At 45.8% G+C, this 23,515-nt stretch carries 19 protein-coding genes and 1 tRNA gene; 12 read left to right on the forward strand and 8 right to left on the reverse strand.

Going from position 1 to position 23,515, the window contains the following annotated elements:
- Nucleotides 1-76: 76 nt before the first annotated feature.
- From NEJAP_RS00765 to NEJAP_RS00790, 6 genes are all read left to right on the forward strand, one after another.
- Nucleotides 77-604 carry a TRAP transporter small permease gene (locus NEJAP_RS00765; RefSeq protein WP_236591013.1) on the forward strand — a complete coding sequence of 176 codons (528 nt, stop codon included), beginning with the start codon at nucleotides 77-79 and terminating at the stop codon, nucleotides 602-604.
- 15 nt (nucleotides 605-619) lie between these two features.
- Complete coding sequence (locus tag NEJAP_RS00770) at nucleotides 620-1,942, forward strand: TRAP transporter large permease (protein ID WP_201348843.1); 1,323 nt, start codon at nucleotides 620-622, stop codon at nucleotides 1,940-1,942.
- 37 nt (nucleotides 1,943-1,979) lie between these two features.
- The gene (gene hisD / locus NEJAP_RS00775; protein WP_201348844.1) at nucleotides 1,980-3,287 is read left to right on the forward strand and encodes a histidinol dehydrogenase; all 1,308 of its coding nucleotides are present in this window, start codon (nucleotides 1,980-1,982) and stop codon (nucleotides 3,285-3,287) included.
- Complete coding sequence (locus NEJAP_RS00780; protein ID WP_201348845.1) at nucleotides 3,284-4,042, forward strand: SDR family NAD(P)-dependent oxidoreductase; 759 nt, start codon at nucleotides 3,284-3,286, stop codon at nucleotides 4,040-4,042. Before hisD ends, NEJAP_RS00780 begins: the two co-directional genes overlap by 4 nt.
- Nucleotides 4,043-4,050: 8 nt before the next feature.
- A complete protein-coding gene (locus NEJAP_RS00785; protein WP_201348846.1) occupies nucleotides 4,051-5,070 on the forward strand; it encodes an alcohol dehydrogenase catalytic domain-containing protein in 1,020 nt (339 codons plus the stop codon).
- A 133-nt stretch (nucleotides 5,071-5,203) separates the two neighbouring features.
- Nucleotides 5,204-6,322, forward strand: coding sequence for a thiamine pyrophosphate-dependent enzyme (locus tag NEJAP_RS00790; protein WP_201348847.1), 1,119 nt, complete (start codon nucleotides 5,204-5,206; stop codon nucleotides 6,320-6,322).
- A 136-nt stretch (nucleotides 6,323-6,458) separates the two neighbouring features.
- Here NEJAP_RS00790 and NEJAP_RS00795 read toward each other — a convergent pair whose 3' ends face one another.
- The 5 genes from NEJAP_RS00795 to NEJAP_RS00815 all read right to left on the reverse strand — a co-directional run bounded on the left by NEJAP_RS00795 (nucleotide 6,459) and on the right by NEJAP_RS00815 (nucleotide 11,320).
- Nucleotides 6,459-7,034, reverse strand: a complete 576-nt coding sequence (locus NEJAP_RS00795; RefSeq protein WP_201348848.1) for a YdeI/OmpD-associated family protein — start codon at nucleotides 7,032-7,034, stop codon at nucleotides 6,459-6,461.
- 651 nt (nucleotides 7,035-7,685) lie between these two features.
- Nucleotides 7,686-7,761: transfer RNA gene (locus NEJAP_RS00800), tRNA-Phe, on the reverse strand.
- 60 nt (nucleotides 7,762-7,821) lie between these two features.
- Nucleotides 7,822-8,094, reverse strand: coding sequence for an oxidative damage protection protein (locus tag NEJAP_RS00805; protein ID WP_028468446.1), 273 nt, complete (start codon nucleotides 8,092-8,094; stop codon nucleotides 7,822-7,824).
- Nucleotides 8,095-8,108: 14 nt separating this feature from the next.
- Nucleotides 8,109-9,161, reverse strand: a complete 1,053-nt coding sequence (gene mutY / locus NEJAP_RS00810) for an A/G-specific adenine glycosylase (RefSeq protein WP_201348849.1) — start codon at nucleotides 9,159-9,161, stop codon at nucleotides 8,109-8,111.
- A gap of 2 nt (nucleotides 9,162-9,163) precedes the next feature.
- A complete protein-coding gene (locus NEJAP_RS00815; RefSeq protein ID WP_201348850.1) occupies nucleotides 9,164-11,320 on the reverse strand; it encodes an AsmA family protein in 2,157 nt (718 codons plus the stop codon).
- A 203-nt stretch (nucleotides 11,321-11,523) separates the two neighbouring features.
- On the opposite strand from NEJAP_RS00815, the gene hisB reads away from it, so the two are divergent.
- The 5 genes from hisB (at nucleotide 11,524) to NEJAP_RS00840 (ending at nucleotide 17,885) form a co-directional block, all read left to right on the forward strand.
- On the forward strand, nucleotides 11,524-12,117 hold the full coding sequence (hisB, locus tag NEJAP_RS00820; protein ID WP_201348851.1) for an imidazoleglycerol-phosphate dehydratase HisB: 594 nt from the start codon (nucleotides 11,524-11,526) through the stop codon (nucleotides 12,115-12,117).
- Nucleotides 12,118-12,765 carry an imidazole glycerol phosphate synthase subunit HisH gene (gene hisH / locus NEJAP_RS00825; RefSeq protein WP_201348852.1) on the forward strand — a complete coding sequence of 216 codons (648 nt, stop codon included), beginning with the start codon at nucleotides 12,118-12,120 and terminating at the stop codon, nucleotides 12,763-12,765. It begins immediately after the preceding gene.
- A gap of 60 nt (nucleotides 12,766-12,825) precedes the next feature.
- Nucleotides 12,826-13,599 carry an imidazole glycerol phosphate synthase subunit HisF gene (gene hisF / locus NEJAP_RS00830; protein ID WP_201348853.1) on the forward strand — a complete coding sequence of 258 codons (774 nt, stop codon included), beginning with the start codon at nucleotides 12,826-12,828 and terminating at the stop codon, nucleotides 13,597-13,599.
- 97 nt (nucleotides 13,600-13,696) lie between these two features.
- Nucleotides 13,697-14,797, forward strand: a complete 1,101-nt coding sequence (locus NEJAP_RS00835) for an efflux RND transporter periplasmic adaptor subunit (protein ID WP_201348854.1) — start codon at nucleotides 13,697-13,699, stop codon at nucleotides 14,795-14,797.
- Entirely contained in the window at nucleotides 14,775-17,885 is a 3,111-nt protein-coding gene (locus NEJAP_RS00840; RefSeq protein WP_201348855.1) for an efflux RND transporter permease subunit, read from the forward strand. Before NEJAP_RS00835 ends, NEJAP_RS00840 begins: the two co-directional genes overlap by 23 nt.
- 115 nt (nucleotides 17,886-18,000) lie before the next feature.
- Here NEJAP_RS00840 and NEJAP_RS00845 read toward each other — a convergent pair whose 3' ends face one another.
- The 3 genes from NEJAP_RS00845 to NEJAP_RS00855 form a co-directional block, all read right to left on the reverse strand.
- The gene (locus NEJAP_RS00845) at nucleotides 18,001-19,623 is read right to left on the reverse strand and encodes an EAL domain-containing protein (protein WP_201348856.1); all 1,623 of its coding nucleotides are present in this window, start codon (nucleotides 19,621-19,623) and stop codon (nucleotides 18,001-18,003) included.
- Nucleotides 19,624-19,783: 160 nt separating this feature from the next.
- Nucleotides 19,784-20,395 carry an indolepyruvate oxidoreductase subunit beta gene (locus NEJAP_RS00850; RefSeq protein WP_201348857.1) on the reverse strand — a complete coding sequence of 204 codons (612 nt, stop codon included), beginning with the start codon at nucleotides 20,393-20,395 and terminating at the stop codon, nucleotides 19,784-19,786.
- Complete coding sequence (locus NEJAP_RS00855) at nucleotides 20,395-22,257, reverse strand: thiamine pyrophosphate-dependent enzyme (RefSeq protein WP_201348858.1); 1,863 nt, start codon at nucleotides 22,255-22,257, stop codon at nucleotides 20,395-20,397. Before NEJAP_RS00855 ends, NEJAP_RS00850 begins: the two co-directional genes overlap by 1 nt.
- 354 nt (nucleotides 22,258-22,611) lie before the next feature.
- On the opposite strand from NEJAP_RS00855, the gene NEJAP_RS00860 reads away from it, so the two are divergent.
- Nucleotides 22,612-23,508 (forward strand): transferrin-binding protein-like solute binding protein, encoded by an 897-nt coding sequence (locus tag NEJAP_RS00860; RefSeq protein WP_201348859.1) that lies wholly within the window; start codon nucleotides 22,612-22,614, stop codon nucleotides 23,506-23,508.
- Nucleotides 23,509-23,515 lie beyond the last annotated feature (7 nt).

Consider the following 23,515-nt stretch of genomic DNA (forward strand, 5'->3'; position numbering starts at 1 on the left):
GCACTGAGCACCTATGCCCTGTGCCTAGTTTTCTGTAGCCGTAGTAGCGCTACTGTTCAATTTAGAGGTGTATGTTTTGAATACAGACAAGATAACAATCTGGCAAAAGCTGGATGAAAATGCTGAACGGTGGTTGCTGTTAGTTTTTTACGTCGTGATTGTTGTAACCGTCGGAGTGGAAGTAATACGCCGCTTCACGCTTTCTTATTCGTCAATTTGGGGAGAAGAGGTTGCTCGTTACGCCTTTATTTATCTCGCTTGGATTGGTGCCGCATCGGCTGTGAAAGATCGTGCTCATATTCGTATTGATGTGATTTTGAATTTTCTGCCTCGCAACGGCAAGTTACTCGTTTATATCTTAGGTGACGTGGTGATGATCGGCGTTTCGGGACTCGCTTTTTCATATTCGGTTGAAACGCTTTTGGTCTCTATTAAGTTTGGCTCGGTTACTCATGGTTTGGGCATTAGTCAGGCTTGGTTTATCGCTGCAGTTCCATTGGGCTTTTCTTTGATGCTATTTCGCCTGTGGCAGTCCTTGAGTCGTGATATTCGCGCACTCAGAAATGATTCGCCGATCTACACCGGAAAACGGTTGTTCGATTAGACAGGAAACCTTCCTATGTATAATTATTTGAATCCTGAAGTCACCCTAGATTGGGGGTGGGAGTTAGGTGGACCGTTATTGATTGGCGTGATTATGTTTGCGTTAGGTGTACCGGTTTGGGCTGTATTGGGCGTAATTTCCGTGTTGATTCTAGAACTTAGCGGAGCTTTGCCACTGTCGCTACTGGGTGAAGCATTATTTGATGGTATTGATGCTTTTGCTTTGATTGCCATACCTTTATTTATTCTTACCGGCGATGTGTTGGTGCGTACCGGGCTGTCGCGTAAGTTGCTGGATATAGCTGAAGCGCTGACGGGCGGAGCAAAATCAGGTTTTGGTACTGCAACGGTATTGGTCTGTGGTTTTTTTGCCTGTATCTCCGGTTCCGATGCTGCTGGTGCTGCTGGGGTTGGTCGTATGACCATTGATCGTCTGGTTGAGCAAGGCTACCCCAGACCATACGCTTGTGCACTGGTTGCTGCTGGAGCTTGTACTGGCATCCTGATTCCTCCGTCTATTGCCTACATTATCATTGGGTTGGTGTTGGGCATCTCCGCATCGACGCTGTTCTTGGCGGCCTTGGTGCCGGGCCTGTTGGTGATGGGCTGTATTATGGTGTGCAACATCATTCTTAATCTGACTCATGGTTTTGAGAACGCAGGAGGAGGCTTTTCTTTACGCCGCATCATTACTGCAATCTATGTGGGACGATATGCCCTGATTGTGCCGGTCATTATTTTAGGAGGTATCTACAGCGGTGTATTTACCCCAACTGAAGCGGCTGCCATTGCGGTCATCACAACGATCATTATCGGGTTGTGGCAAAAAACTATTAGCTTAAGTGAGTTCCCGGCCATGCTGGCCAGCTCCGCTAAAGTTAATGGAGTCATCCTGCCGATTATTGCGTTCTCTTTGCCGTTAGCTCAAGCGTTGGCTGCACTCGAGGTGCCGCAAGGGTTTGTATATATGGTGACGGATATCACTGATGATCCGACCATGATTATTTTACTGATGATCAGCATTCTTATCTTGGCGGGCTGTGTGATGGAAACTACACCAAATATCGTCATCCTTGCGCCGATTATGCTGCCCTTAGCACAAGAGATCGGTATGGCCGATATTCAGTTTTGCATCATGATGATCACCGCTCTTGGGGTGGGTTTTATTACCCCACCGTTGGGGCTCAATCTGTTTGTTGTTTCAGGCCTGACTGGCACGCCAATTTTAGGTATTGCACGCAATGCTGTGCCTTTCGTGCTGGCAATGCTCAGTGTTGTGCTGCTACTGGCATTTGTTCCTGAACTCTCTTTGTGGGCCCTGCCCAGCTATAGCTACTAGTTAGCCACTTTTTATGTCAATCAAGGAAAATAAAAATATGACAACTCAATATTTGAAAAAGGCACAAAAAAACGCTGCCACCGGCGAAGATAATACTCGCCACATCGTATCCTCGATGCTGTCTGAAATAGAAGCGGGTGGGGAAGATAAGTGCCGTGAATTTGCGCTAAAGCTGGATAGCTATGAGGGTAACATTGTTGTTACACCAGAAGAGATAGAAGCTGCCGGCAAATCTCTGTCGCAGCGAATGAAAGATGATATCCAGTTTGCTTATGATCGTGTGCACAACTTTGCGGTTAAGCAACGAGAATCATTGATCGACTTTGAAACCGAGCTTTCTCCAGGGCTATGGGCGGGGCAGCGCCAAATTCCTATGACGGCAGCCGGTTGCTATGTGCCTGGCGGGCGTTATTCCCATATTGCCTCGGCGGTAATGTCAGTGGCTACCGCCAAAGCGGCGGGTGTTGAACACGTTATTGCTTGTTCGCCACCCAAACCTGGTCAAGGTGTTAATCCTGCGATTATCTATACCGCCAATCTTGCGGGGGCGAATACTATTTTGGCATTGGGTGGAGTGCAGGGTATAGCGGCAATGGCGTTTGGTCTATTTACCGGAAAGCCAGCCGATATCTTAGTAGGGCCGGGAAACCGTTTTGTAGCTGAGGCTAAACGTATGCTGTATGGCCGTGTTGGTATTGATCTATTCGCAGGCCCTACTGAAATTGCCATTATTGCTGATAAAACCGCTGATCCACATTTGGTGGTTACTGATCTTGTTGGTCAAGCTGAGCATGGCCCAGACTCTCCTGCTTGGTTGTTCACAACTGATAGGGCTTTGGCAGAAAAGGTTATTGAGATGATGCCTTCCTACATTGAAAAGTTACCAGAAACTGCACGCTTAGCTGCAACCAATGCTTGGGACGAATATGGTGAGGTTGTGTTGTGTGATACCGATGAAGAAGTTGCCACTATTAGCGATAAATATGCAGCGGAGCATCTTGAAGTTATGTGTGACAACTTGGACTGGTGGGTACCGCGTTTACGCAACTACGGTTCTTTATTCGTTGGAGAAGAGACTACCGTCGCGTTTGGGGATAAGTGTTCTGGTACTAACCATATTTTGCCAACCAAAGGTGCGGCACGTTATACCGGTGGTTTGTCAGCAGGTAAATTTATTAAAACAGTGACCACGCAACGTATGACTCCAGAAGCAAACCGTGATGTTGCTGCTGTCACTGCACGTATTTCACGCATGGAGGGGATGGAAGCGCATGCTCGCACGGGTGACGTTCGCTTGGAAAAATACTTCCCTAATGAAACCTTTGATTTAAAGGCAGTGGAATGAACTGCTTCGACCTAACCGGTAAGGTGGCGTTGATTACTGGTGCTTCATCGGGGATAGGCGCTCAGCAAGCACGTGCATTAACCGCTGCCGGGGCTAGTGTTGTGCTATTGGGAAGACGCCAAAACCGGCTAGATGAGTTGCAACTGCAGCTACAGGCTAGTGGAGCGCATGCCACAACGCTAGCCGCTGATCTGGGAGATTTAGCACAGCTAGATGATATTGTTAGCCGCTGTATGGAGCCGTGGCAACGCATTGATATTCTGTGCAATACAGCAGGGGTGAACTTGCGTCAGCATGCTGATGAGGTGACACCCGAGAGCTGGGATCAGACGTTGGACTTAAATCTAAAAATTCCGTTTTTTCTAGCACAAAAACTCATACCTCAAATGGCCTTACGAGGATGGGGCAAGATCATCAATGTCGCATCCTTGCAGTCGGAACGGGCTTTTGCCAATGGGATTGCATACGGAGCCTCTAAAGGCGGAATTTTACAGCTGACTCGAGCGATGGCTCAAGCGTGGTCTTCCAAAGGTATTAGCTGTAATGCAATAGCGCCAGGTTTTTTTCCGACGGAGCTGACCGAGCCTGTGTTTGCTCAGGGCGATCTAAGTCAGCAGTTGGCTGATCAGACGGCTATCGGTCGTAATGGCCAGTTGTCTGATTTGGACGGACTGTGTGTTTTCTTAGCGAGTCATGGTTCAGATTACATTACTGGGCAGACCATCTATATCGATGGCGGTTTTACCGCAAAGTGAGGTACCAAATGAGCAGTAAATCAATGAATGCACTGGTCTATACCGATACGCAGGAGGTTACCTATCGCCGAGAGCCGCTGCCACAGCCACGCGAAGGTGATGTGCGGGTAGACATTACAGCAACGGCGATATGTGGGTCCGACATGCATGCTTACCATGGAAAGGATGCGCGTAGAGTACCGCCATTGATTCTGGGGCATGAGGTGAGCGGTATTGTGTTGGATGGTCGTTATGCGGGGCAACGCATGGTCATTAATCCGTTGATGACCTGTGGAGAATGTGAAGACTGTGTTGGTGGGCGCAGTAATCTGTGCCGCCACCGCGAACTCATTGGTATGTACCTGCCCGGCGCTTTTGCTGAGCAGGTAGCCATTGCAGAGCGAAATTTATTACCCATTCCTGCTGATATGAATCCTATTCACGCTTCCTTGGCCGAACCCACCGCGACAGGATTACATGCGGTGGCACTGGTGGAGAGGGTTTTACCACGGCCATTATCAGAAGCACATTGTTTAGTTATCGGCGGCGGTGCTATCGGGTTGCTCACGGCGCTCATCTTAAAAGCCAAAGGCTGTGTGTCGGTTGATCTGGCAGAAACTAACGCGTTGCGACGCAGCAGTATTGAGCAGCAGGATTGTGCTAATTGCTTTAACCCGCTAGAGGAGGCGTTACCGTCCCCTAATGGTTATGACGTGGTGTTTGATTGTGTAGGTTGCGGCGCTACAAGGCGAAGCGCTAGTGAAGCGGTACGCCCAGGCGGGATTATTTCTCATGTAGGTCTACAGGATGATGCAGAGGGGCTGGATACACGCAAGCTGACTCTGCAGGAAGTTATTTTTCTGGGTAACTACTGCTATACACGTGCTGATATGCAGGCATCGATCGATATGCTCTATCGCGGCCAGTTAGGGGACTTGTCTTGGATTGACGTTCGACCTTTATCAACAGGCGCTCAGGCCTTTACAGATCTACATAACGGTAAGGTAGCCGCCGCAAAAATAGTGCTGCAACCGGACACCCTACTGTGATCGGTTAGTCTTTTAAAAATCACTATAGGTACTTATTTATGCTTGTCGCTAAGGGCGACTGAGCAGGGTGAACTGTGATCTTAAGTAAGTGCCTACAAGTATATAAATATAATAATCAGAGGATGGTAAAACCATGAATAATAGCGAAATGATCTGGCATGCGTTGTCACAAAACCAGGTAGATAAAATTGCCTTTAACCCCTGTAATAAGCTCAATTTGGTGATGAAGTACGTGCCAAAAGAGATGGAAGTATGGGATATCACCAAGGAGTCTGCTGGCTTGGCCTTGTGCTTTGGGCGCAGCTTGGGTGGCAAACGTTCGGCTATGTTTATTCAAAATACCGGTATAGGTAACTTGATTACTGAGCTATATACGATGCAAAAGTTGTATCAGGAAGGCTTACCGATTTTTGCTTCTTTTCGAGGTTACTTCCAAGAACCGATCGAAGCTCAGATTATTTATGGCAGCAATATGGAGACCCTTCTAACAGCGATCGATGTTGAGTACCGAATTCTGGAAAGAACTGAAGACCTAGTTGATCTTGAAAAAGATGTAGCTAACTGCTTTGCTGAGAAAAAGGTCAAGGTGTATCTGTTATCTCCTGAACTGTGGGAAGAGAAAGTGGATGACTATCACGTGTTTGGTCAGCCTCGTTTCACTCCTGTCCGTGTGAGTACCGAAGCGTATGAAGGTAACCCTAGCCAGACTCGTGCTGAAGCCATTAAGGTGATTATGGATAACGTCAGTGCTGAGGATGTGGTCATGTCACAAATTGGCTTCCCTTCCAAAGAGGTATACAACGCGAACGATCGTGCTGAAAACTTTTACATGTTAGGGGCGCTGGGTTCTGCTACCGAGGTCGGCATTGGTCTGGCAGATACCATTCAGGGGCGTCATGTATACATCGTGGATGGTGATGGTTCATTCTTCTTTAACCCTAACCAGTTGGTCGACCTAGCGGCCTTAAAGCCGAAGAACTTAACTGTAATTTGCCTTGATAATGGTAGTTACGGCTCGACCGGTAATCAGCCAACGCTTAGCTCTAGCGGCATGAACCTGAGCTCTTGGGTGCAGACCATGGGCGTTGAGAGTTCGGTTATTACTGACCAGCCCGGCACTTTTTCTGAACTTATTAAAGAGCAGCCAACATTCATTCACTACCTGATCAAAGCCGGCAATGAAAAGTCGGGCGAAGAAATACCCCTCAAAGCGGTGCAAATAAAACAACGCTTTATGAGCGCTATCATTTGAGCCTCTGCGGCCCCATCAGATAATGATGAACAGTAAGGACAGAGAAGAGGCTTAGGCCTCTTCTCTATTTTTAGCACGTTTGTTTTGTGAGGGGAGAGGATACTTTCGGTAAGTGATTTGTTATAGCGAATACCATTTATTTGGGCTTTTCCTCATGAACAAGCATTTCCATGTATTTTGTAAATCGTCTTTGTCTGGTTTCGGGCTTCTTTGCACTGGTTAATCCGTAAGCGATAACATAACGACTCGATTTATTAAGTGTTTCAAAAAACTGTTTTACGCTCGGCTGACTTTCCAGTGCCGCTAAGAAATCTTCGGGCACTTCCATCTCGCTGACCACATAGGCGTTTTCCCAACGACCGTCAGCTTTTGCTGCTCGAACATGCACAAGGCCAGACTCCTTCATTCTATCTTCGCTTATCAAACGTTCCACATGCTCGGTGTTCCTCTTAGACCAGTTGCTTCGTGCTGTTCTGGGAGTTATGCGCTGAAGGTAGGCTTGATCATCTAGTGACTTTTTCACACCGTCAATCCAACCCCAGCATAAAATCTCTATCACTACATCATTCCAGGTAACGCTTTGAATCCCAGAATTTTTCTTAAATATCTGTACCCACAACTCACTTTCGGTTGCGTGGTTCACCTGAAGCCACTCGTCGAGAGCTTGCGGTGTTGCAAATGTCATGATTCTTAACGGATCTGCTTCAGGCATCTAATTAGATTCTCTTTGGAATAGCGTTTAAAGTGTGGAATTCAGGGTGAGCAACGGTGAAGTGCCCTGAACGACACTTGCTAGACGATTACTATTAATTCTATTTTTTCTTTGACCCTGAAGCTCCTTGTAAACATAAAAATATCCCGGCAACTCATGCTTTCTTTCGGAAGCATTTCTGCACCAATAAAATATGCATAACTTAAGTACATCGAAAATAGTTCCAGAGCTAAAACTACTGCACGAATAAGCTTCTTATATTTCACACGAACCTAACATTTGTATATACGGAGGCTGCATATCCATCTGTCTGATTTACCTATATTTTTAACTCAGCGCCTGAAGCAATACAAGCATTTGTCCCGTTACAATTGATGTGAAAACAGGATAAATATCGCCAGCTCATAAATACACTGTCTATTTGAAGAAGAATTACTCGATAGTTATTCTAGATTTCAGAGTGCTATTTGATAGCTGTATTTTGTGCGCGGAGGTCGTGAGCGATATCTACTGAAAAGTTTTCATTTACAGGGAGTTTGTGAAGTTGCGCGTAGAGTGTGCGCCCAAAAGGCCAAGGGTATGCACAAGAAGAAATATACCAAACGCCAGATACAACAAAGCCCCACATTTGACTGTGAGGCTTGTGTACTTTGGTGCCCGGACGCGGAATCGAACCACGGACACGAGGATTTTCAATCCTCTGCTCTACCGACTGAGCTATCCGGGCATCTCAAAGAGGCGCGTATTAAACCCTTAATCAGCTTGCCTGTCAACACCTTACTTTAAATTATTTAGAAGGAGGGACGTAACCTTCTGCTTTTTCGTAATCTCCACCGTCCATGAACTTTTCCATCTCTTCTTGTAGGAACTTGCGCGTAGCAGGGTCCATTAAGCTCATGTGCTTTTCATTGATAATCATCGTTTGGTGTGCGGTCCAGTCTGCCCAAGCTTTTTGGGAGATTGTCTCGTAAATTTCTTGTCCTTTGGGGCCAGGGTAAGGTGGCTTTTCAAGACCTGCTAGTTCCTCTTTGTATTTACGGCACATAACAGTACGGCTCATCTAACTCTCCAAATCTATTTACTAATGCGGGTATATTTTTGTAGCAGCCGCTTAACCGGTGCGGCTAACCCGATGTTCTGTGGTTGTTGTATGTTATACCAGAGAGTGGAGTCGCCTTCCATGACACAGTCTGTAAGGTTATTACAGGGGATGCGTACTGGTGTGATATCCAAATGGAAGTGGCTGAAGGTATGCCGTACAGGTTCCAAAGGTTCAGCTTTATTGATATCAAGAGAGAGCCCTGTGATGCTATTGGCATCCCGAAGGTCTGCAACTTCGGGTAAGCTCCAAAGCCCGCCCCATAAACCTGTTGGAGGGCGTTGCTGAAGCAGTGTTTGCTGCTGCTCGTCTTGCAGCAACAGCATAATAGTCTGTTTAACAGGGATCTTTTTTTTAGGCTTAGGGTGTGGGAACTCGCTGCTGCGGCCTAACTTAAGCGCTGTGCAGTGGCTTTGAAGTGGGCAGCTAGGACAGCTTGGCTTGCTTCGAGTGCACAGCGTTGCTCCCAGATCCATCATGGCTTGTGTGTATTCACCCACTCGCTTGTGAGGTGTGTTGCGCTCAGCATACTCCCAGAGTGTCTTTTGGTTGGCGGTAGAGCCGGTCCAGCCTTCTAACGCGTAGAAACGTGCCAGCACGCGTTTCACATTGCCGTCGAGTATAGCGGCGCGCTTACCCGTGGATATAGATAAGACGGCCCCCGCCGTGGAGCGGCCTATACCCGGCAGTTGTTCTAACGCCTCAACGGTTTGTGGAAACTCGCCATAGTAGTCTGTTGTAACGATTTGCGCCGTTTTGTGTAAGTTACGTGCACGAGCGTAATAGCCAAGCCCTGTCCATAGATGAAGTACTTCATCCTGCTCGGCGCTAGCGAGACTCTGAACATCCGGAAAGCGTTCAATAAATCGCTCAAAATAAGGAATGACAGTCGTTACTTGAGTCTGTTGTAGCATTATCTCAGAGACCCAGGTGAAGTATGCCGTTTTGTCTTGTTGCCAAGGTAGGTTGTGCCGGCCGTGCTGGTCGAACCAGTCCAGCACGGCAGTATTAAATTGCTGTGGAGTCATGTTTATTTAAAAAGCCCTTTTAATAACCCTTTTACTGCATCGTCGCCACCAAGTTTGTCTTTTAATTTATCTTGGACCTTAGTGCTCAGTTCATCTTTAATTTTGCTTGTGATAGCTTTTTTAAGGATGTTACGAATTGCTTTAGCGTCAGGCTTGCATAGCTGAGTGGGTTCAAGATCGAAGGAGCCTTTGCAACGCATAGGCCACTCGACACCCTCAAGGCGGTTGTTGACGGGGCATGTTTTCTTGAAGAGGTTCTCTTCTATGATGAGTGCTAATTGGTAGTCGATAAGTGCTTTGGGTAAATTAACGGCACCTTTGCCTTTGATGTTCATAGCATCAAGTCTTACGCCTAAATCTTTGTTGCTGATGACACCTTTTTTGATGTTGAAGTTGCCGCCCATTTTTGCAAACGGAGTTGATTGATCAACCGTTTTTGCAGGTTTCACAGAGCCCGCAGCAGAAAGGTTATTGATGGTCTGACAAAGTTCTTGTGCTACGTTAATCCCTTTTACTACACCGTTTAGAACCGTGATGTTAGCTGTACCGTTCATGCTGTTCACAATGCTGTGGACCGACTGGCCGTATGAGGTCACATTCGCTTTTGTGCTGAGTGTTCCTGTTAATTGAGCCTCACCTGCAAGATCTGTTAGAAGATCGCCTATCTGCAATCCACTGACTGATTTTTTGGTGGTGATTTTTAGTGGTTTTTTGCGAGCATCTAACGTCACACTATTACGAATTATCCCGCCATACATATCTACATTGATACGTTTAGCTTTAACAATACCGTTGTTGGCGTCTACGGCTAGGTCGATGTTGCTCATTTTGAATTTCTGGTAGGTGGCAGACTTCAAAGAGATAGCCGCATCTAAGTTCAGGCTTTGTAGCGGCTCAATCGGTATGATTTCTTCTTTTGAGTAGCGCTCCCCTGTTGCGCTAGAAGAGCTGTTAGCCACTTTTTCTGTCGTAGCCGTTTGTTCTTCTGCTGCAGGTAGGTAGCGATCCAAGTTGATACTGTTACCCGCGAGCTTGAGCGTGATTCGGCTCGTTTTGAGGTTAATACCCGCGTTGCCATCAAAACTCGTATCGTCGAGTTTGATAGTCAGAGAGGAGGTATTAATAGCATCGGCATTGCCACTAAACGTACTGATTAGACCAATGTTTTTAAGTACTGCTGAGTCTGATGTTTGTACTGGTGCTTGTCCAAGCGTCGCTAGCAGTGGATTAAGTGCGAAAGGAGCCGCTGTCACTGTACCGCTCATATCTAGAGTGTCTAGGTTAGCAATGGTGAGCTTGCCGTTAAGATGTAAGTTGGCAACTTCTGCATTCCAGTTATCCACAATGAGTTGGCGTGTGATTAAATCAATATTGGCATTGGTTTTAAACTGGACCTGCAGATTGGTACTGTTTTGGATGTTTAGCTCGCCGATAAAGTCTTTTAGCTGATACTGCTGCTTGTTTAGATCGAGAAGAATCTGCCCATCAAATTGCGTAGCTGCTTCCATAACCTGCTTGCCGTTTTGTAATTGTTTAGCATTCAGGCTCAGACTAAAGGGAAACAGTTCATTGTTAGTAATGCGACCGGTTTTAAGGTTGATATTGTTTAATTGAAACCTTTGCGCTGTTTGTTCATCGCTATAGTTCACTGTGCCGCTAATGACCTGTACGCTTTCAATATCTACCTTAAGGCTTGTGCCTGATGCGGTTGGTGCTGGTTTAGCTGGGTTACTTTCTTGCGTTACGCTACTTTTGGCTGCTTCACTATTGGCGCTGCTTTGCCAATTAACTTGCCCTGCTTTGTTTTTTGCCAAATCGAGGTTTAAGCCCTCGATAATAATGCTGTTCATCTGCACATTACCGGAGAGTAGTTCCATAACACGAACAGAAATTTGTGCTTGTTGCAGGTGAGCAAGAGAAGGTTGCTCAGGGAAACGCACGTCAATATTGTCTACCGCTAAGCTTAAGCGTGGAAACACGGACCAATTGATATCGCCACCGATCTTTAATTCAATGCCGCCTTGATCAAGAGCCGCTTGCTCAATTTCGGCCTTATAGTCATTTGGGTCAACAAACGCGCTTAATAGTGCACCGCCTGCTGCAATTAGTATGACGCATACCAGTAGCAGACCGAGAACGATCTTAATCAACTTACCCATAATGACCTATTTCCTTTTATGATTACTCAGACTCAGTACACAACTGACTCTCAGTGTAGCGAAAACTATTAACACTTGTACCTAATAGCATGCACGTATGACGTGAATACGACGTTAATCATCTACTGCGGTGCATCCTGAGGCTGGTAGTTATATAATGCTGGTTTTGTGTTTTGAATAAGCGTTGAACATCGGAGAGCAGCATGACTGAGCGTAAGGCTACAGTAAACCGGGAAACTCTGGAAACTCAGATCACCGTATCTATTAACCTTGATGGCACAGGTAAGTTTAGTGCCGATACGGGAGTGCCATTTTTAGAGCACATGATGGACCAGATTGCTCGTCATGGGCTAATTGATATTAATATTGAAGCTAATGGAGATATTTATATTGATGATCACCATACGGTGGAAGATATAGGTATTACGTTGGGGCAAGCATTTAAAGAAGCCGTCGGGGATAAAAAAGGCCTAACGCGCTATGGGCATTCTTATGTGCCGCTAGATGAAGCACTATCGCGCGTGGTTATCGATTTTTCTGGCCGCCCAGGTCTGAGTTTTAATTGTGAATTTACACGGGGCTCTATCGGTCGCTTGGATACTCAGCTGTTTTGGGAGTTTTTCCAAGGGTTTACTAATCATGCCGGTGTCACTTTACATATTGATAATATTAAAGGTTTTAATGCTCACCATCAGGCAGAAACCATTTTTAAAGCGTTTGGTCGTGCTTTACGTATGGCACTGACAGTTGATCAGCGTGCAGCTGAGATGATGCCATCTACTAAAGGTGTTTTATAAATGAGTACCATTGCCGTTATTGATTATGGCATGGGTAACCTGCACTCCGTTGCTAAGGCGTTAGAGCATGTGCAGCCCGGTGTTGAAGTGCTGGTAACCTCGGATCCTAAGCAAGTTGCCAATGCGGATCGTGTACTATTGCCGGGGGTCGGTGCAATTCGTGACTGTATGGCCGAGATCTACAAGCAAGGTGTTGATAAAGAGGTGGCCGAAGCGATTCGTTCGGGACGTCCTTTTTTAGGTATCTGTGTTGGATACCAGGCATTAATGCAGTCATCAGAAGAGAATGACGGTGTCGATTGCTTGGGTGAGTTTGAAGGCTCTGTTAACTATTTTGGTGATCACCATAAAGATGAACAAGGTGAGCGCTTAAAAGTACCGCACATGGGTTGGAATGAAGTGATGCAAAGTGGCGAACATCCGCTTTGGCAGGGAATAGAGAACGGAAGCCGTTTTTATTTTGTACACAGTTATTATGTGAAGGCCGCTCAGCGCCAGCAAGTAGCCGCCACGTGTAATTATGGCGTTGATTTTGATGTGGCGCTAGCGCATGACAATGTGTTCGCTGTGCAGTTTCACCCGGAAAAGAGTCATACGGCCGGGCTGCAGTTGCTGAAAAACTTTCTGAACTGGGATGGCAAGCCTTAAGCAAAGCCATTGGCACAAGCTTTAGGCCTTCTAACGTGAGCCTTTCTAAGGAGAACTAGCGTGGCATTAGCAAAACGAATTATCCCTTGTCTGGATGTTGAAAATGGACGCGTGGTTAAAGGTGTCCAGTTTTTGGATATCCGCGATGCAGGCGACCCAGTTGAAGTCGCCAAGCGTTATGATGAGCAAGGCGCAGACGAAATTACCTTTTTGGATATCACGGCTACACATGAAGGCCGTGAAACAATGGTACATACAGTTGAGCGTATGGCATCCCAAGTGTTTATCCCATTAACTGTGGGTGGTGGTATACGTACCTGTGACGATATCCGCACTATGTTAAATGCCGGTGCTGATAAAGTGTCTATCAACAGTGCCGCCGTGACCAATCCTGATTTTGTCCGCCAAGCGGCAGAGCGCTTTGGCTCGCAATGTATTGTAGTTGCGATTGATGCTAAAAAAGTCTCTGCTGAAAGTGAGCCTGATAAGTGGGAGATTTTTACTCATGGTGGCCGCAAGCCAACGGGTTTAGATGCGGTTGAATGGGCTAAAAAAATGGTCGACCTAGGTGCCGGTGAAATCTTACTAACCTCGATGGACCAAGATGGTGTTAAGAACGGCTATGACTTGGGCGTTACTCGTGCTATTTCGGATGCTGTGAACGTACCGATTATCGCCTCAGGTGGTGTGGGTAATCTTGAGCACTTGGTAGATGGTGTGATTCAGGGAAAAGCAGATGCTGTATTGGCCGCATCAATTTTTCACTTTAACGAATACTCAATACCCGAAGCAAAAGCCTATATGAGGGAACGAGGTATAGAAGTACGCTTGTAACTTGTTACTATGATAAACCCGGCTTTGGCTGGGTTTTTTGTATGTGCCAAACGGCTTGTCATCACACGAACCAAAGGATTTAAAAGGGTAAAGGGAAATGAATAAGAAGTACCGGATTATCACCTGCTTAGTCATGTTGCTAGGAGTGCAGAGTGTCTGGGCCGATACGACGCTGGTGAGAGTGAAACCGTTAGTAGAGGTTTTACAGCAAGTATCTTATTCAGCGCCAGCTGATGTGGTGAATGAGCAGCATGTCTCACTGAGTACGGAGCTTGCCGGTGTGCTGGAAGCTTTACATGTACAGGTCGGTGATTCTGTCCTTAAAGGGCAAGAGGTTGCAGCATTAGAGTGCCAAGATTATCGTTTATCACAAGCGCAGGCAAAGCAAGGTGTTAGTGCGTTAGCAAGCCAGGTGACACTTGCTCAACAACAATTTAAACGCACCCGTACACTGCAAAAATCAGGCAGTGCCTCTATTGAATTACTTAACCAGCGCCAAACAGAATTAAGCGCATTAACAGCGCAACTCAAAGGCCAAAAAATTCAAGTTCAACAAGCACAACGCAATACCAACCGTTGTGTGATTAAAGCGCCTTTTGATGGTGTTGTTACAGATGTTATGACAGCACAAGGTGCTTATTTACCAGTCGGTGCATCGCTCGTAAAGTTACTCAATGTAAAACAGGCCGAGGTGAGTGCTCGTTTATTACCAAAGCAGGTTGTAGCGCTGCAAACGGGGGCAAAAATATACTTAAAAGTTGCCGCTGAGAAATACCCGGTTTCTATCAGAGCTTCCATTCCGCTGATCAATCAAGCCGCTAGGACACAAGAAGTACGTCTTAATTTTACTAACCATACTGCTTTGAGTGGTGCTTCAGGTGAGCTTGTTTGGCAGTCTTCACTTTCCTCTATTCCTCCTGAATATTTGGTCAGAAGGGGCGGTTCTCTCGGTGTGATGTTGGCAGAAAAAGGCATCGCAAGATTTATTGTTTTAGCGAACGCTAAAGAAGGTCAAACAGTTGAGCTTGAAACAACGGCTGAATCCAGGCTGTCGTCTACTTCTGCAAATAATGTAATGCTCATTGTACAGGGGCAGCATGTGCTCGAAGAGGGAGACAAAATAGAAGTTGAAGTCGCAGGTATTAATAATGACTCAAAGGATGAGGTAAAGGCTGATGCTGGCGCGCCTGCTCAATAATCATGTACTGGCTAACCTGACCTTTGTTCTGGTGCTGCTAATCGGCACCATTGCTTACATGCTGCTACCTCGCCAGCAAGACCCTACGATCAATTTTAATTGGATTGCTGTCACTACTGCACTGCCTGGTGCATCTGCCCAGGATGTTGAGCTACGAGTTACTAATCCTTTGGAAGATGCGGTTCGCAATATAGCGGATATTCGTTTTGTTTCATCCAATAGCCGCGAAGGCATATCCAGTATGCTGATTCGCTTTGAGGATATTGATGAGCGAACATTTGATAAACATGTCAGCTCTATTCGTCGTGAGATTCAAAATGCAGAACGAGATCTACCCGCAGAAGCCACAGAACCCTATATTTTAGAGATTACCTCCTCCAACGCATTTCCTAGTGCTATGTTGGCGATTACAGCGGTATCTGACGATGATAATTTACGTCAACAAGCTGAAAATATTAGAAAAGACCTAGAGCGTATAAAAGGGGTTGACCGGATTGACCCTGTCGCCTTGGATGATCCGGAGCTTCAAGTAAACCTAGATTTGGATGAATTACAATCGCTAGGTTTGTCGCCGGTGCAGGTGTCGAATTCAGTTGCTCTGTGGTTTAAAGATGTTTCCGCCGGCAGCGTTAACGTAGGTGATCAAAGTTGGTTGGTACGTTTAGAAGGACGTAACGCAGCCCCAGACCAAGTAAAACAGATTCCTCTCGTTGGTAATGACGGCGATATCCGTCTAGATCGAATTGCAGAGGTTGTGAGTGGGCATGAGAAGCCAACGCAGTTAGCGCGTTTAAATGGTCGCCCGGCCGTGATGATGGCCATTTTAAAGAAAGAAAGTGCTAACACGCTTGAGCTCATTGAACGTGTTAAAGCGTACATGGCCGAGCGTAACGAACTTGAAGTACAAGCGGGTGTTCGGCTTGAGCTGATTGACGACCAAACAGTGCCGACCAGTGAAGCCATTACCTTAATGCAAAACAATGCCAGTATTGGCTTACTGTTTGTTCTATTGGTAGCCTGGTTGTTTCTGGGCCTGCGTATCGCCTTACTTACCGCGATTGGTATTCCCTTTATTCTTGCCGGTACTTTTTGGGTGCTCTGGGGAGCGGGAGAGACGCTCAATGTGGTTGCTTTATTAGGTGTAGTTATTGTACTTGGGATGTTGGTAGATGACGCCGTGGTGGTAGTGGAGGCGATCTATTATCGTTTGCAGCATGGTGACAGTCCAATGGATGCAACACTTAGCGCATTACGTGAAGTTGCCCAGCCGGTTTCAACAGCCGTACTGACAACCATGGCAGCGTTTTTACCCTTAATGTTACTACCGGGTATTCTCGGTGACTTTATGCGTGTCATCCCTATGGTGGTGACTATTGCATTGGCTATTTCCCTTTTTGAAGCGTTTTGGATGTTGCCTGCACATGTGCTGGTGGCAAAAATTTCTCTAGATAAGCCCTCGCGTACGCAGTTATTACGCCAATCCATGACAAGTAAAGTACAGCGTTTTTATATTCGTACTTTGTTGAAAACGTTACGCCGGCCCGTGATTACACTCGTTTCTATGGTGATGTTATTTGTAGGCTCGATTGGCTTGATTGCATCGGGGCAGATAAAAATGGACTTTTTTGCCGCTGACCCGTTACGGCTCTTTTATGTGAATATTCAAATGCCTCCCGAAGTGCCACTGGAGCGTACCTTGGAAAAGGTGTTGGAGGTTGAGAAAATAGTAAAAGCTCGCCTTAATCCGGAAGATGTTCGCGCAGTAGCCAGTTATGCTGGGCAGATGTTCACTGAAATGGAGCCTTTTTTTGGTGATCAATACGGGCAAATATTGGTTGGACTGCAGCCTAAGACAGAGCAAAACAGAAGCGTTGATGAAATCATGGATGCTATGCGTGCTGAGGTAATGCGCGTCGCAGGCCCTGTGCGCGTGTCTTTCTTACGTATGGCGGGTGGTCCACCGGTATCCAAACCTATTAGCGTTAAAGTACGCGGTAATGATTATGCAGAAATTAGCCAGGCAGCGAGGGATATGCAGCAAATGTTGCTGGGCTTACCTGGCGTAAAAGATATAGGTGATGATGCGGCAAATGGCCGTATGGCGATGACGCTTAAGCCAGATTATAGAGCGATTACTGGTGCAGGTATTAACCCCACTGAAGTGCTTCGTACACTACAGTTGTTGGTTGATGGCGAAGTGGTCGCCGATATGCAATCGCGTGGGAAAAAGCTCGAGGTTCGCGTGCGAGCTCAGTCTAAGCCGTATCAAAATATTGATGACTTGTTGGCATTTCGCCTTCCTGACGCTCAAGGGAATATGATTCCGCTCTCGTCATTGGTATATGCTGATTATCAAATGAGCATTGGTAATATACGCCACTATAATTTTCGCCGTGCGATCACTGTTGAAGCCGATATAGAAGAAGGTGGAATGGATACAGTACAAGCAAATGCTTGGTTGCTAAGTCATTGGGATGAAGAATATAAACCGCGTTATCCGAATATTAATTTGGATTTCTCGGGAGAACTGGATGATATCCAAGAAAGTATGGACGCAATAGCGCTGCTATTTTTGTTTGGTGCAGGCCTTATGTATCTTATTTTAGGTACGCAGTTTTCAAGTTACTGGCAGCCTTTTATGATCATGGCGACAGTACCCATGGCCTTTACCGGTGTGGTACTAGGTTTGTGGGTAACGCAAAACCCATTAAGCTTATTTACATTGTATGGTGTCGTGGCACTGGCAGGGATTGCTGTAAATGCTGCGATTGTGTTGATATCTGCTGCAAACCAGCGTTTAGAAAGTGGTATGAGTGTTTTGCATGCGACACTTTATGCATCGCGCCGACGAGTGATTCCTATTCTGATTACATCACTGACGACTATTGCCGGGTTGTTTTCACTGGCCACGGGGCTCGGTGGGCATTCATTGATATGGGGGCCAGTTGCTACTGCTATTGTGTGTGGATTAGCCTTCTCTACTGTCCTTACATTATTTGTTGTTCCACTACTGTATCGTCTGTTTATGGGCCGTTCTCCTAAAAATAAGAGGCGTAACCTAGTTGAACGGCCAATGGTTAAGGTCTAAACATGCTCGTTATTGATGCGGCAGAGGCGTGGAAAGCTTTCTCTTTTACAAGTTTTGTTGCTGTATTAAGAACGGGTTTTCCAAAGACTTGAGGGTTAAGCGATCGTTATATACCTTACTTACGCCTTGAGCCATCGTAATTGAATAGCTTCGCGAGAGCCTCTGCTGACATAGGCTTTCCGTGGAACCAACCTTGTTGTATGTCGACATCCATCTCTAGTAGCTGGGAGCACTGTGACTCGGTCTCGACTCCTTCAGAAACGGTCGCCAGCTTGAGTGTTTTGGCTAGTTTGATAATGGTTTGCAGAACATCTGCATTGACCGAATCAGTACCCATTGAGGCGATGAAGCTCTTATCAGCTTTTAAAATACTAACGGGTAAAGAGCGTAGATAACTCAGGCCACAATACCCCGTACCAAAGTCATCTATCGCAATGGGTATGTTAGCTTTGCTTAAGCGCTCTAATGCTTGACGTATTTGGTTTGATTCTAGTTCCAGCATGGTGCTTTCGGTAATTTCCAATACTAGGCCGGGTATCTGCTCACGAAATGAAATGAACTCATTGAGGCTATCTTCGTTCAGCAAGTGACAAGCCGCGATGTTGATATGTACCAGGCAATTTGGGCAATGTTTAATGAAGGGGGCAAGATCTTGAACGCCTTGTTTTAATTGCTGGCTGGTCATCTGCATTAACAGGCCGGATTGTTCTGCTTGTGGCAGGAACGTAAGCGGCATACGTAATCCTTCAACTGGGTGGTTCCAGCGGACTAAGGCTTCAACGCCAACCAGTTGCCGGGTGCGTGAGTCGACGAGAGGTTGGAATACGGAAAAGAATTCATTGTTGCGAATAGCTTTTTTGAGTTGAAGAGTAGGATTGGTGAGTTGTCGTTGAAAAAACGCACTACAAACATAAAGAAAGATAAACAGACTTAGCGCTTCCAAATACCAGGTATGAGGAATGTCATTAACTCCATGATAGAGGATCTCTTGATCTTCACTAATGGCAACACTCAGGTTAGGTAATGTTAATAAGGGTAGTAATATGATCGATTGTTTGCGGCCATTATCAAATACTCCTTCGATAAGACGAGACGATTGAATAGGAAATCTTGCTGGTGTTGGTTTAAGTGGCAGACTATAACGGCCATTTATTGCAATAGGTACGCCACTTGTACTATCGATGAGTGCCGTAAAGCCTTTCGTACTTGTGTGGTTGCGTAATTGATCTTTGAGCCAGCTTATACGAAATAGAGCATTTACCTCCCCTTTGTTTTCGGTTGTTCTCGCTAAAACAAAGGTAGGTTGTTGCATAAACTCGACGGTTAGCGGGCCTAGAAAGCGTAATCCGTAGGTATCTGGGGGCTTAGATACTTTTATGATGCCTCTGATTTTTTCCCAGCTAGTGCAGAGCAATGATCCATAATGGTCAACAAAGCCCATTTCTACGATTTGAGGTAGCGTAAACAACATACTGCGGATTCTGAAAAGAGTATCTTTATCACAGTGTCCATGGAAAGTTTCTAGTGAAAATAGGATATTATTGATTGAACTAAAGTTTTGGTCGAGCCAATCAGCAACTAGAACCGCTTCATCGCGTAGAGATTGACGGCGAGATTCTTTTTCATTTTCTATCTGTTCGACAATGAATGAGGAGCTGATTAAAACCGTTAGGGTTAAGCTAATGAGCAGAGGAACCAAGTAGGTTTTAAAAGTTGCCCAATTAGCCTGAATGTTCAAATTGGTAACCCGCCTGGTGTTAATGATTAGGAATGAGTGCGTCAGTATTTTAGGCATACTTTACGGACAGCATTAACGATAGTTAATAGGTTTGCAATAATCTGGCGTATTTTAAATGCTCACGGTTACTATCCGCTTATTTTGGCCATCTAATTACGTCTTACTTTGCCTGCCTGGGAGTAAGCTGAGAAGCCTGTTGTCCTGCTTTAAATGCAGTTTCGTTGAGTGCTAGTAATTTTTCCCCTTTGTCTTTGAAACGTGTCAGTAAAGCTGCTTTTAACACTTCAGGGCTAAAAGGTAATTGCTTAGCAATCGCTCCTAACATGATGGAGTTAACTAGCCGGCGGTCACCCAACTTTATAGATAGTGAGCCTGCATCAAAACTAATTAGCTCAATAGGGTGACTTTGTAACTGCGTTTCAGGTTGCTCTGGGTAGTCAAACAGGCCAATAGAGACAACAGGTGGCGCTTGTGGATACGTATTGACCATCACAGTGGCTTGGTCTTTTACATGTGTTACCCAGCGCAGGGCTTCGGCGGGCTCAAATGCCAGCATAAGGTCAGCAGTACCGGGAGGGATAGAAGGAGACAGTACTTTTTCACCAAAGCGTACATGTGAAGTAACAACACCGCCGCGTTGCGCCATGCCTGCTACTTCAGTTTTTTTAACGTCATGCCCTTCCATTATGGCTGCTTGGGAGATGATATCTGCAGCGGTCATGACACCTTGTCCACCGATGCCTACGACCATGATATTAGTGATCGGCTTCATTATTTGACCTCCATGGCATTAATGTAGTCGACATTGATGAGTGGGATGATTGCATCGGGTGCGCAAGTATTAATACACAAATTGCATCCTGTGCAGGCTGCGGTATCGATTTTAACAAAAGAGAGTTCTTTCTCTTTGCCATTAGGTTTTACTACTGTTTCTCGCTTTGTCACCAAAATAGCTGGGCAACCTACATCTAAACAGTTACTACATCCCGTGCATTTATCATCTTCAACAGTCAGGGGTGGTTGCTTGGCGTAGCGTTCAGTTAATACGCAAGGCTGGTTGGTGATGATAACCGAAGGTTCTTTAACTTTTACTTCTTCACGCAATGCTTTGAAGAGTGTAGGCAATTCATAGGGGTTGAGCTCATGAATGCGCTCTGACTTAACGCCTAATGCTTCGCAGAGCTTTCGAAAATCAACTTGAATAGTGGTTTCACCATGAATATCAATTCCAGAAGAGGGGGCGTTTTGCCCTCCTGTCATGCCCACCGCGCGGTTATCTAACAATAAAATAGTGATGTTGCCCTTGTTGTATGTGATGTCTAAAAGGCCCTGCATACCCATATGTAAAAAGGTTGAATCACCGATAACGGCGATCACATTCTTGTTGGCATCTTCTTCGCTACGTCCTTTATCGATTCCTTGTGCAACGCTCAGTGATGCGCCCATGCTGATGCATGTATCTAGCGCATTCCAAGGGTGGCCTGCCCCTAGTGTGTAGCAACCAATATCACCGGCGATAATAGTGTTTTTTACATGTGATAAGCAGTAGTAAATTCCTAAATGTGGGCATGCCACACACATGGTTGGTGGGCGAGGAAATACATCTGTCATGCCAATAGTGGCAATACTTTTTTCTTTACCGAGCAAACGCTCAATGGCAGGAGTGATAACGGTTGGTGTTAGCTCGCCAATACGGGGGACGATATCTTTACCAAATAGCTCAATACCGGCAGCCCTTAATTCTGTTTCCAATAGAGGTTCGACTTCTTCGATGACAACTAATTTATCAATGCTTTGAGAAAACTCTCTGATTAGTTCAATAGGAGCAGGGTGACTAAGCCCTAGCTTGATCAATGGCGCATCCGGAAATGCCTCTCGAACATGGCAGTATGCTGCGCCGGAAGTAATAAAACCGACGCTACGATTATCTCCTTGTTCAATTACATTGAGGGAGCAAGACTCAGAAAAATTTGCCAGTGTTTTATCTCGTTCAAGCATCAGTGGAATACGTTGTTTTGCATTGCCTGGAACCATCACAAAACGGCTAGCATCTTTATTGAACTTTTGACCTTCTTTGATTTGGGGTGTGGATAACTGCACTAACCCTTTTACATGGCAGATTCGAGTGGTTAAGCGCACAATGACAGGTACAGCGTATTGTTCAGACAGGCCAAAAGCAAAGCGGGTTATATCGTAAGTTTCTTGAGAGTCGGAAGGTTCTAACACCGGAAGGTGAGCAAAACGCCCCCAATAGCGGGAGTCTTGCTCATTTTGTGAAGAAGACAATCCCACATCATCTGCAACAACAATAACTAAGCCACCGACAGCACCAATTAATGTTTGTGTCATCAGTGCATCAGAAGCGACATTCATTCCGACGTGCTTCATCGCACATAATGCTCGGCTACCAGCCAGGGAAGCACCTATAGCGACCTCTAATGAAACCTTCTCATTGATTGACCATTCTGAGTACAGATTAGGGTAGGCAGAAATATATTCTAAAATTTCTGTAGAAGGCGTACCAGGGTAGGCAGATGCAACCCGGCATCCTGCATCTCGAGCGGCTAGAGCGACAGCCTCGTTACCAGAAATGAACATGCGTGGGTTGTTCTTAACCTGCTCGGCAGCCGACATAACATCACTCCAATACGATATGATAATTTTTATTAGTGTCTTTCTGGAAATATGAATCACTTTCGAGTGTAGCGGTGCTGATAAGGGAGAATACCGATCTAGATCAATAAAGCAGAATAGATTGGGCGAAGGTATAAGGGGGGTAGAGGGGAAAAAAGGTATGTTTAATGATGGCATTACCACGCAATAAGTAGGAATAATTCCTATATAAAGTACTTATAAACCCCTATAGTATGCATTCGTTTTGTCTACATTTGATTCATGCTTTCTGCATTATTAAGATGGATTCGTTGGTGATAGCATGCGGGTCGAGCAGGGAAGCAGGTTTTTGCATATTAAGGATAAATTGCAGCCATGGAAAAGTTATCAGCGACAATAGTATGTATCAGTACAGCATTACTGCTCACTGGATGTGGTGGCGGTGGAAGCTCCTCAGTAAAAGCAGGATATACATCGTTTTCTAGTATTCCTGCTAACACTAAGGTTGACGTTGTTGGCCGCTCAGTTGAGACTAGTTATGTTTCAGGAGCGGCTACTACAGACCCTGTCACTGGCGTGACAGATCTGGGCACAGACACAACAATGACAACCTCCCTCACATACGACTCTGCGGGGCAGCTCACCCGGCTTTCAATAGCAACGGATAATGGCACACTGACGTGGAATTCATCGGTGGATATGTTCATATCAGATCCGGGCGTTTCTCAAGTTTTTACAGCAGATAGAAATAATTATGCTTTCATCGCTCACGCTGTTGATCTTGGCTTTGACTATCAAACATTTGGTGTTTGGGTGACTGGCTTAGTGACTACCTCAGGGCGTGTTGGAGCTAGTTCGATTGGGATGCGCACTAATGGTGCTGCAGTGCCAACGTCGGGGGCTGCGTCATTTACAGGAGGGGCGGTAGGTTCTTATATTGATGCTTCTGGTGAACGTTTTGTTGTTGTTTCGGAGAGCCTAATTAATGCAGACTTTTCCAGCCGTAGTTTAATATTTACAACATCGAATAGTGAGGCGATCAGTTTGATCTCTGCTATAGATACGAGCCGTCCAGATCTAAACTTATCAGGTACTCTCGCTTACACTGCGGGCTCTAATAGCTTTTCAGGTTCGGTTAGTACAGTAAGTGCACTATCCGGTTCTGCAAGTGGCCACTTTTACGGTCCGGCGGCACAAGAGGCCGGTGGTGTTTTCGCCGTTACTGGTAGTGGTGTAGAAGGTTACCGTGGCTCATTCGGTACTGTGCGTTAAAAGACGG

This window comes from Neptunomonas japonica JAMM 1380 (assembly GCF_016592555.1).
Taxonomy (GTDB): domain Bacteria; phylum Pseudomonadota; class Gammaproteobacteria; order Pseudomonadales; family Balneatricaceae; genus Neptunomonas; species Neptunomonas japonica_A.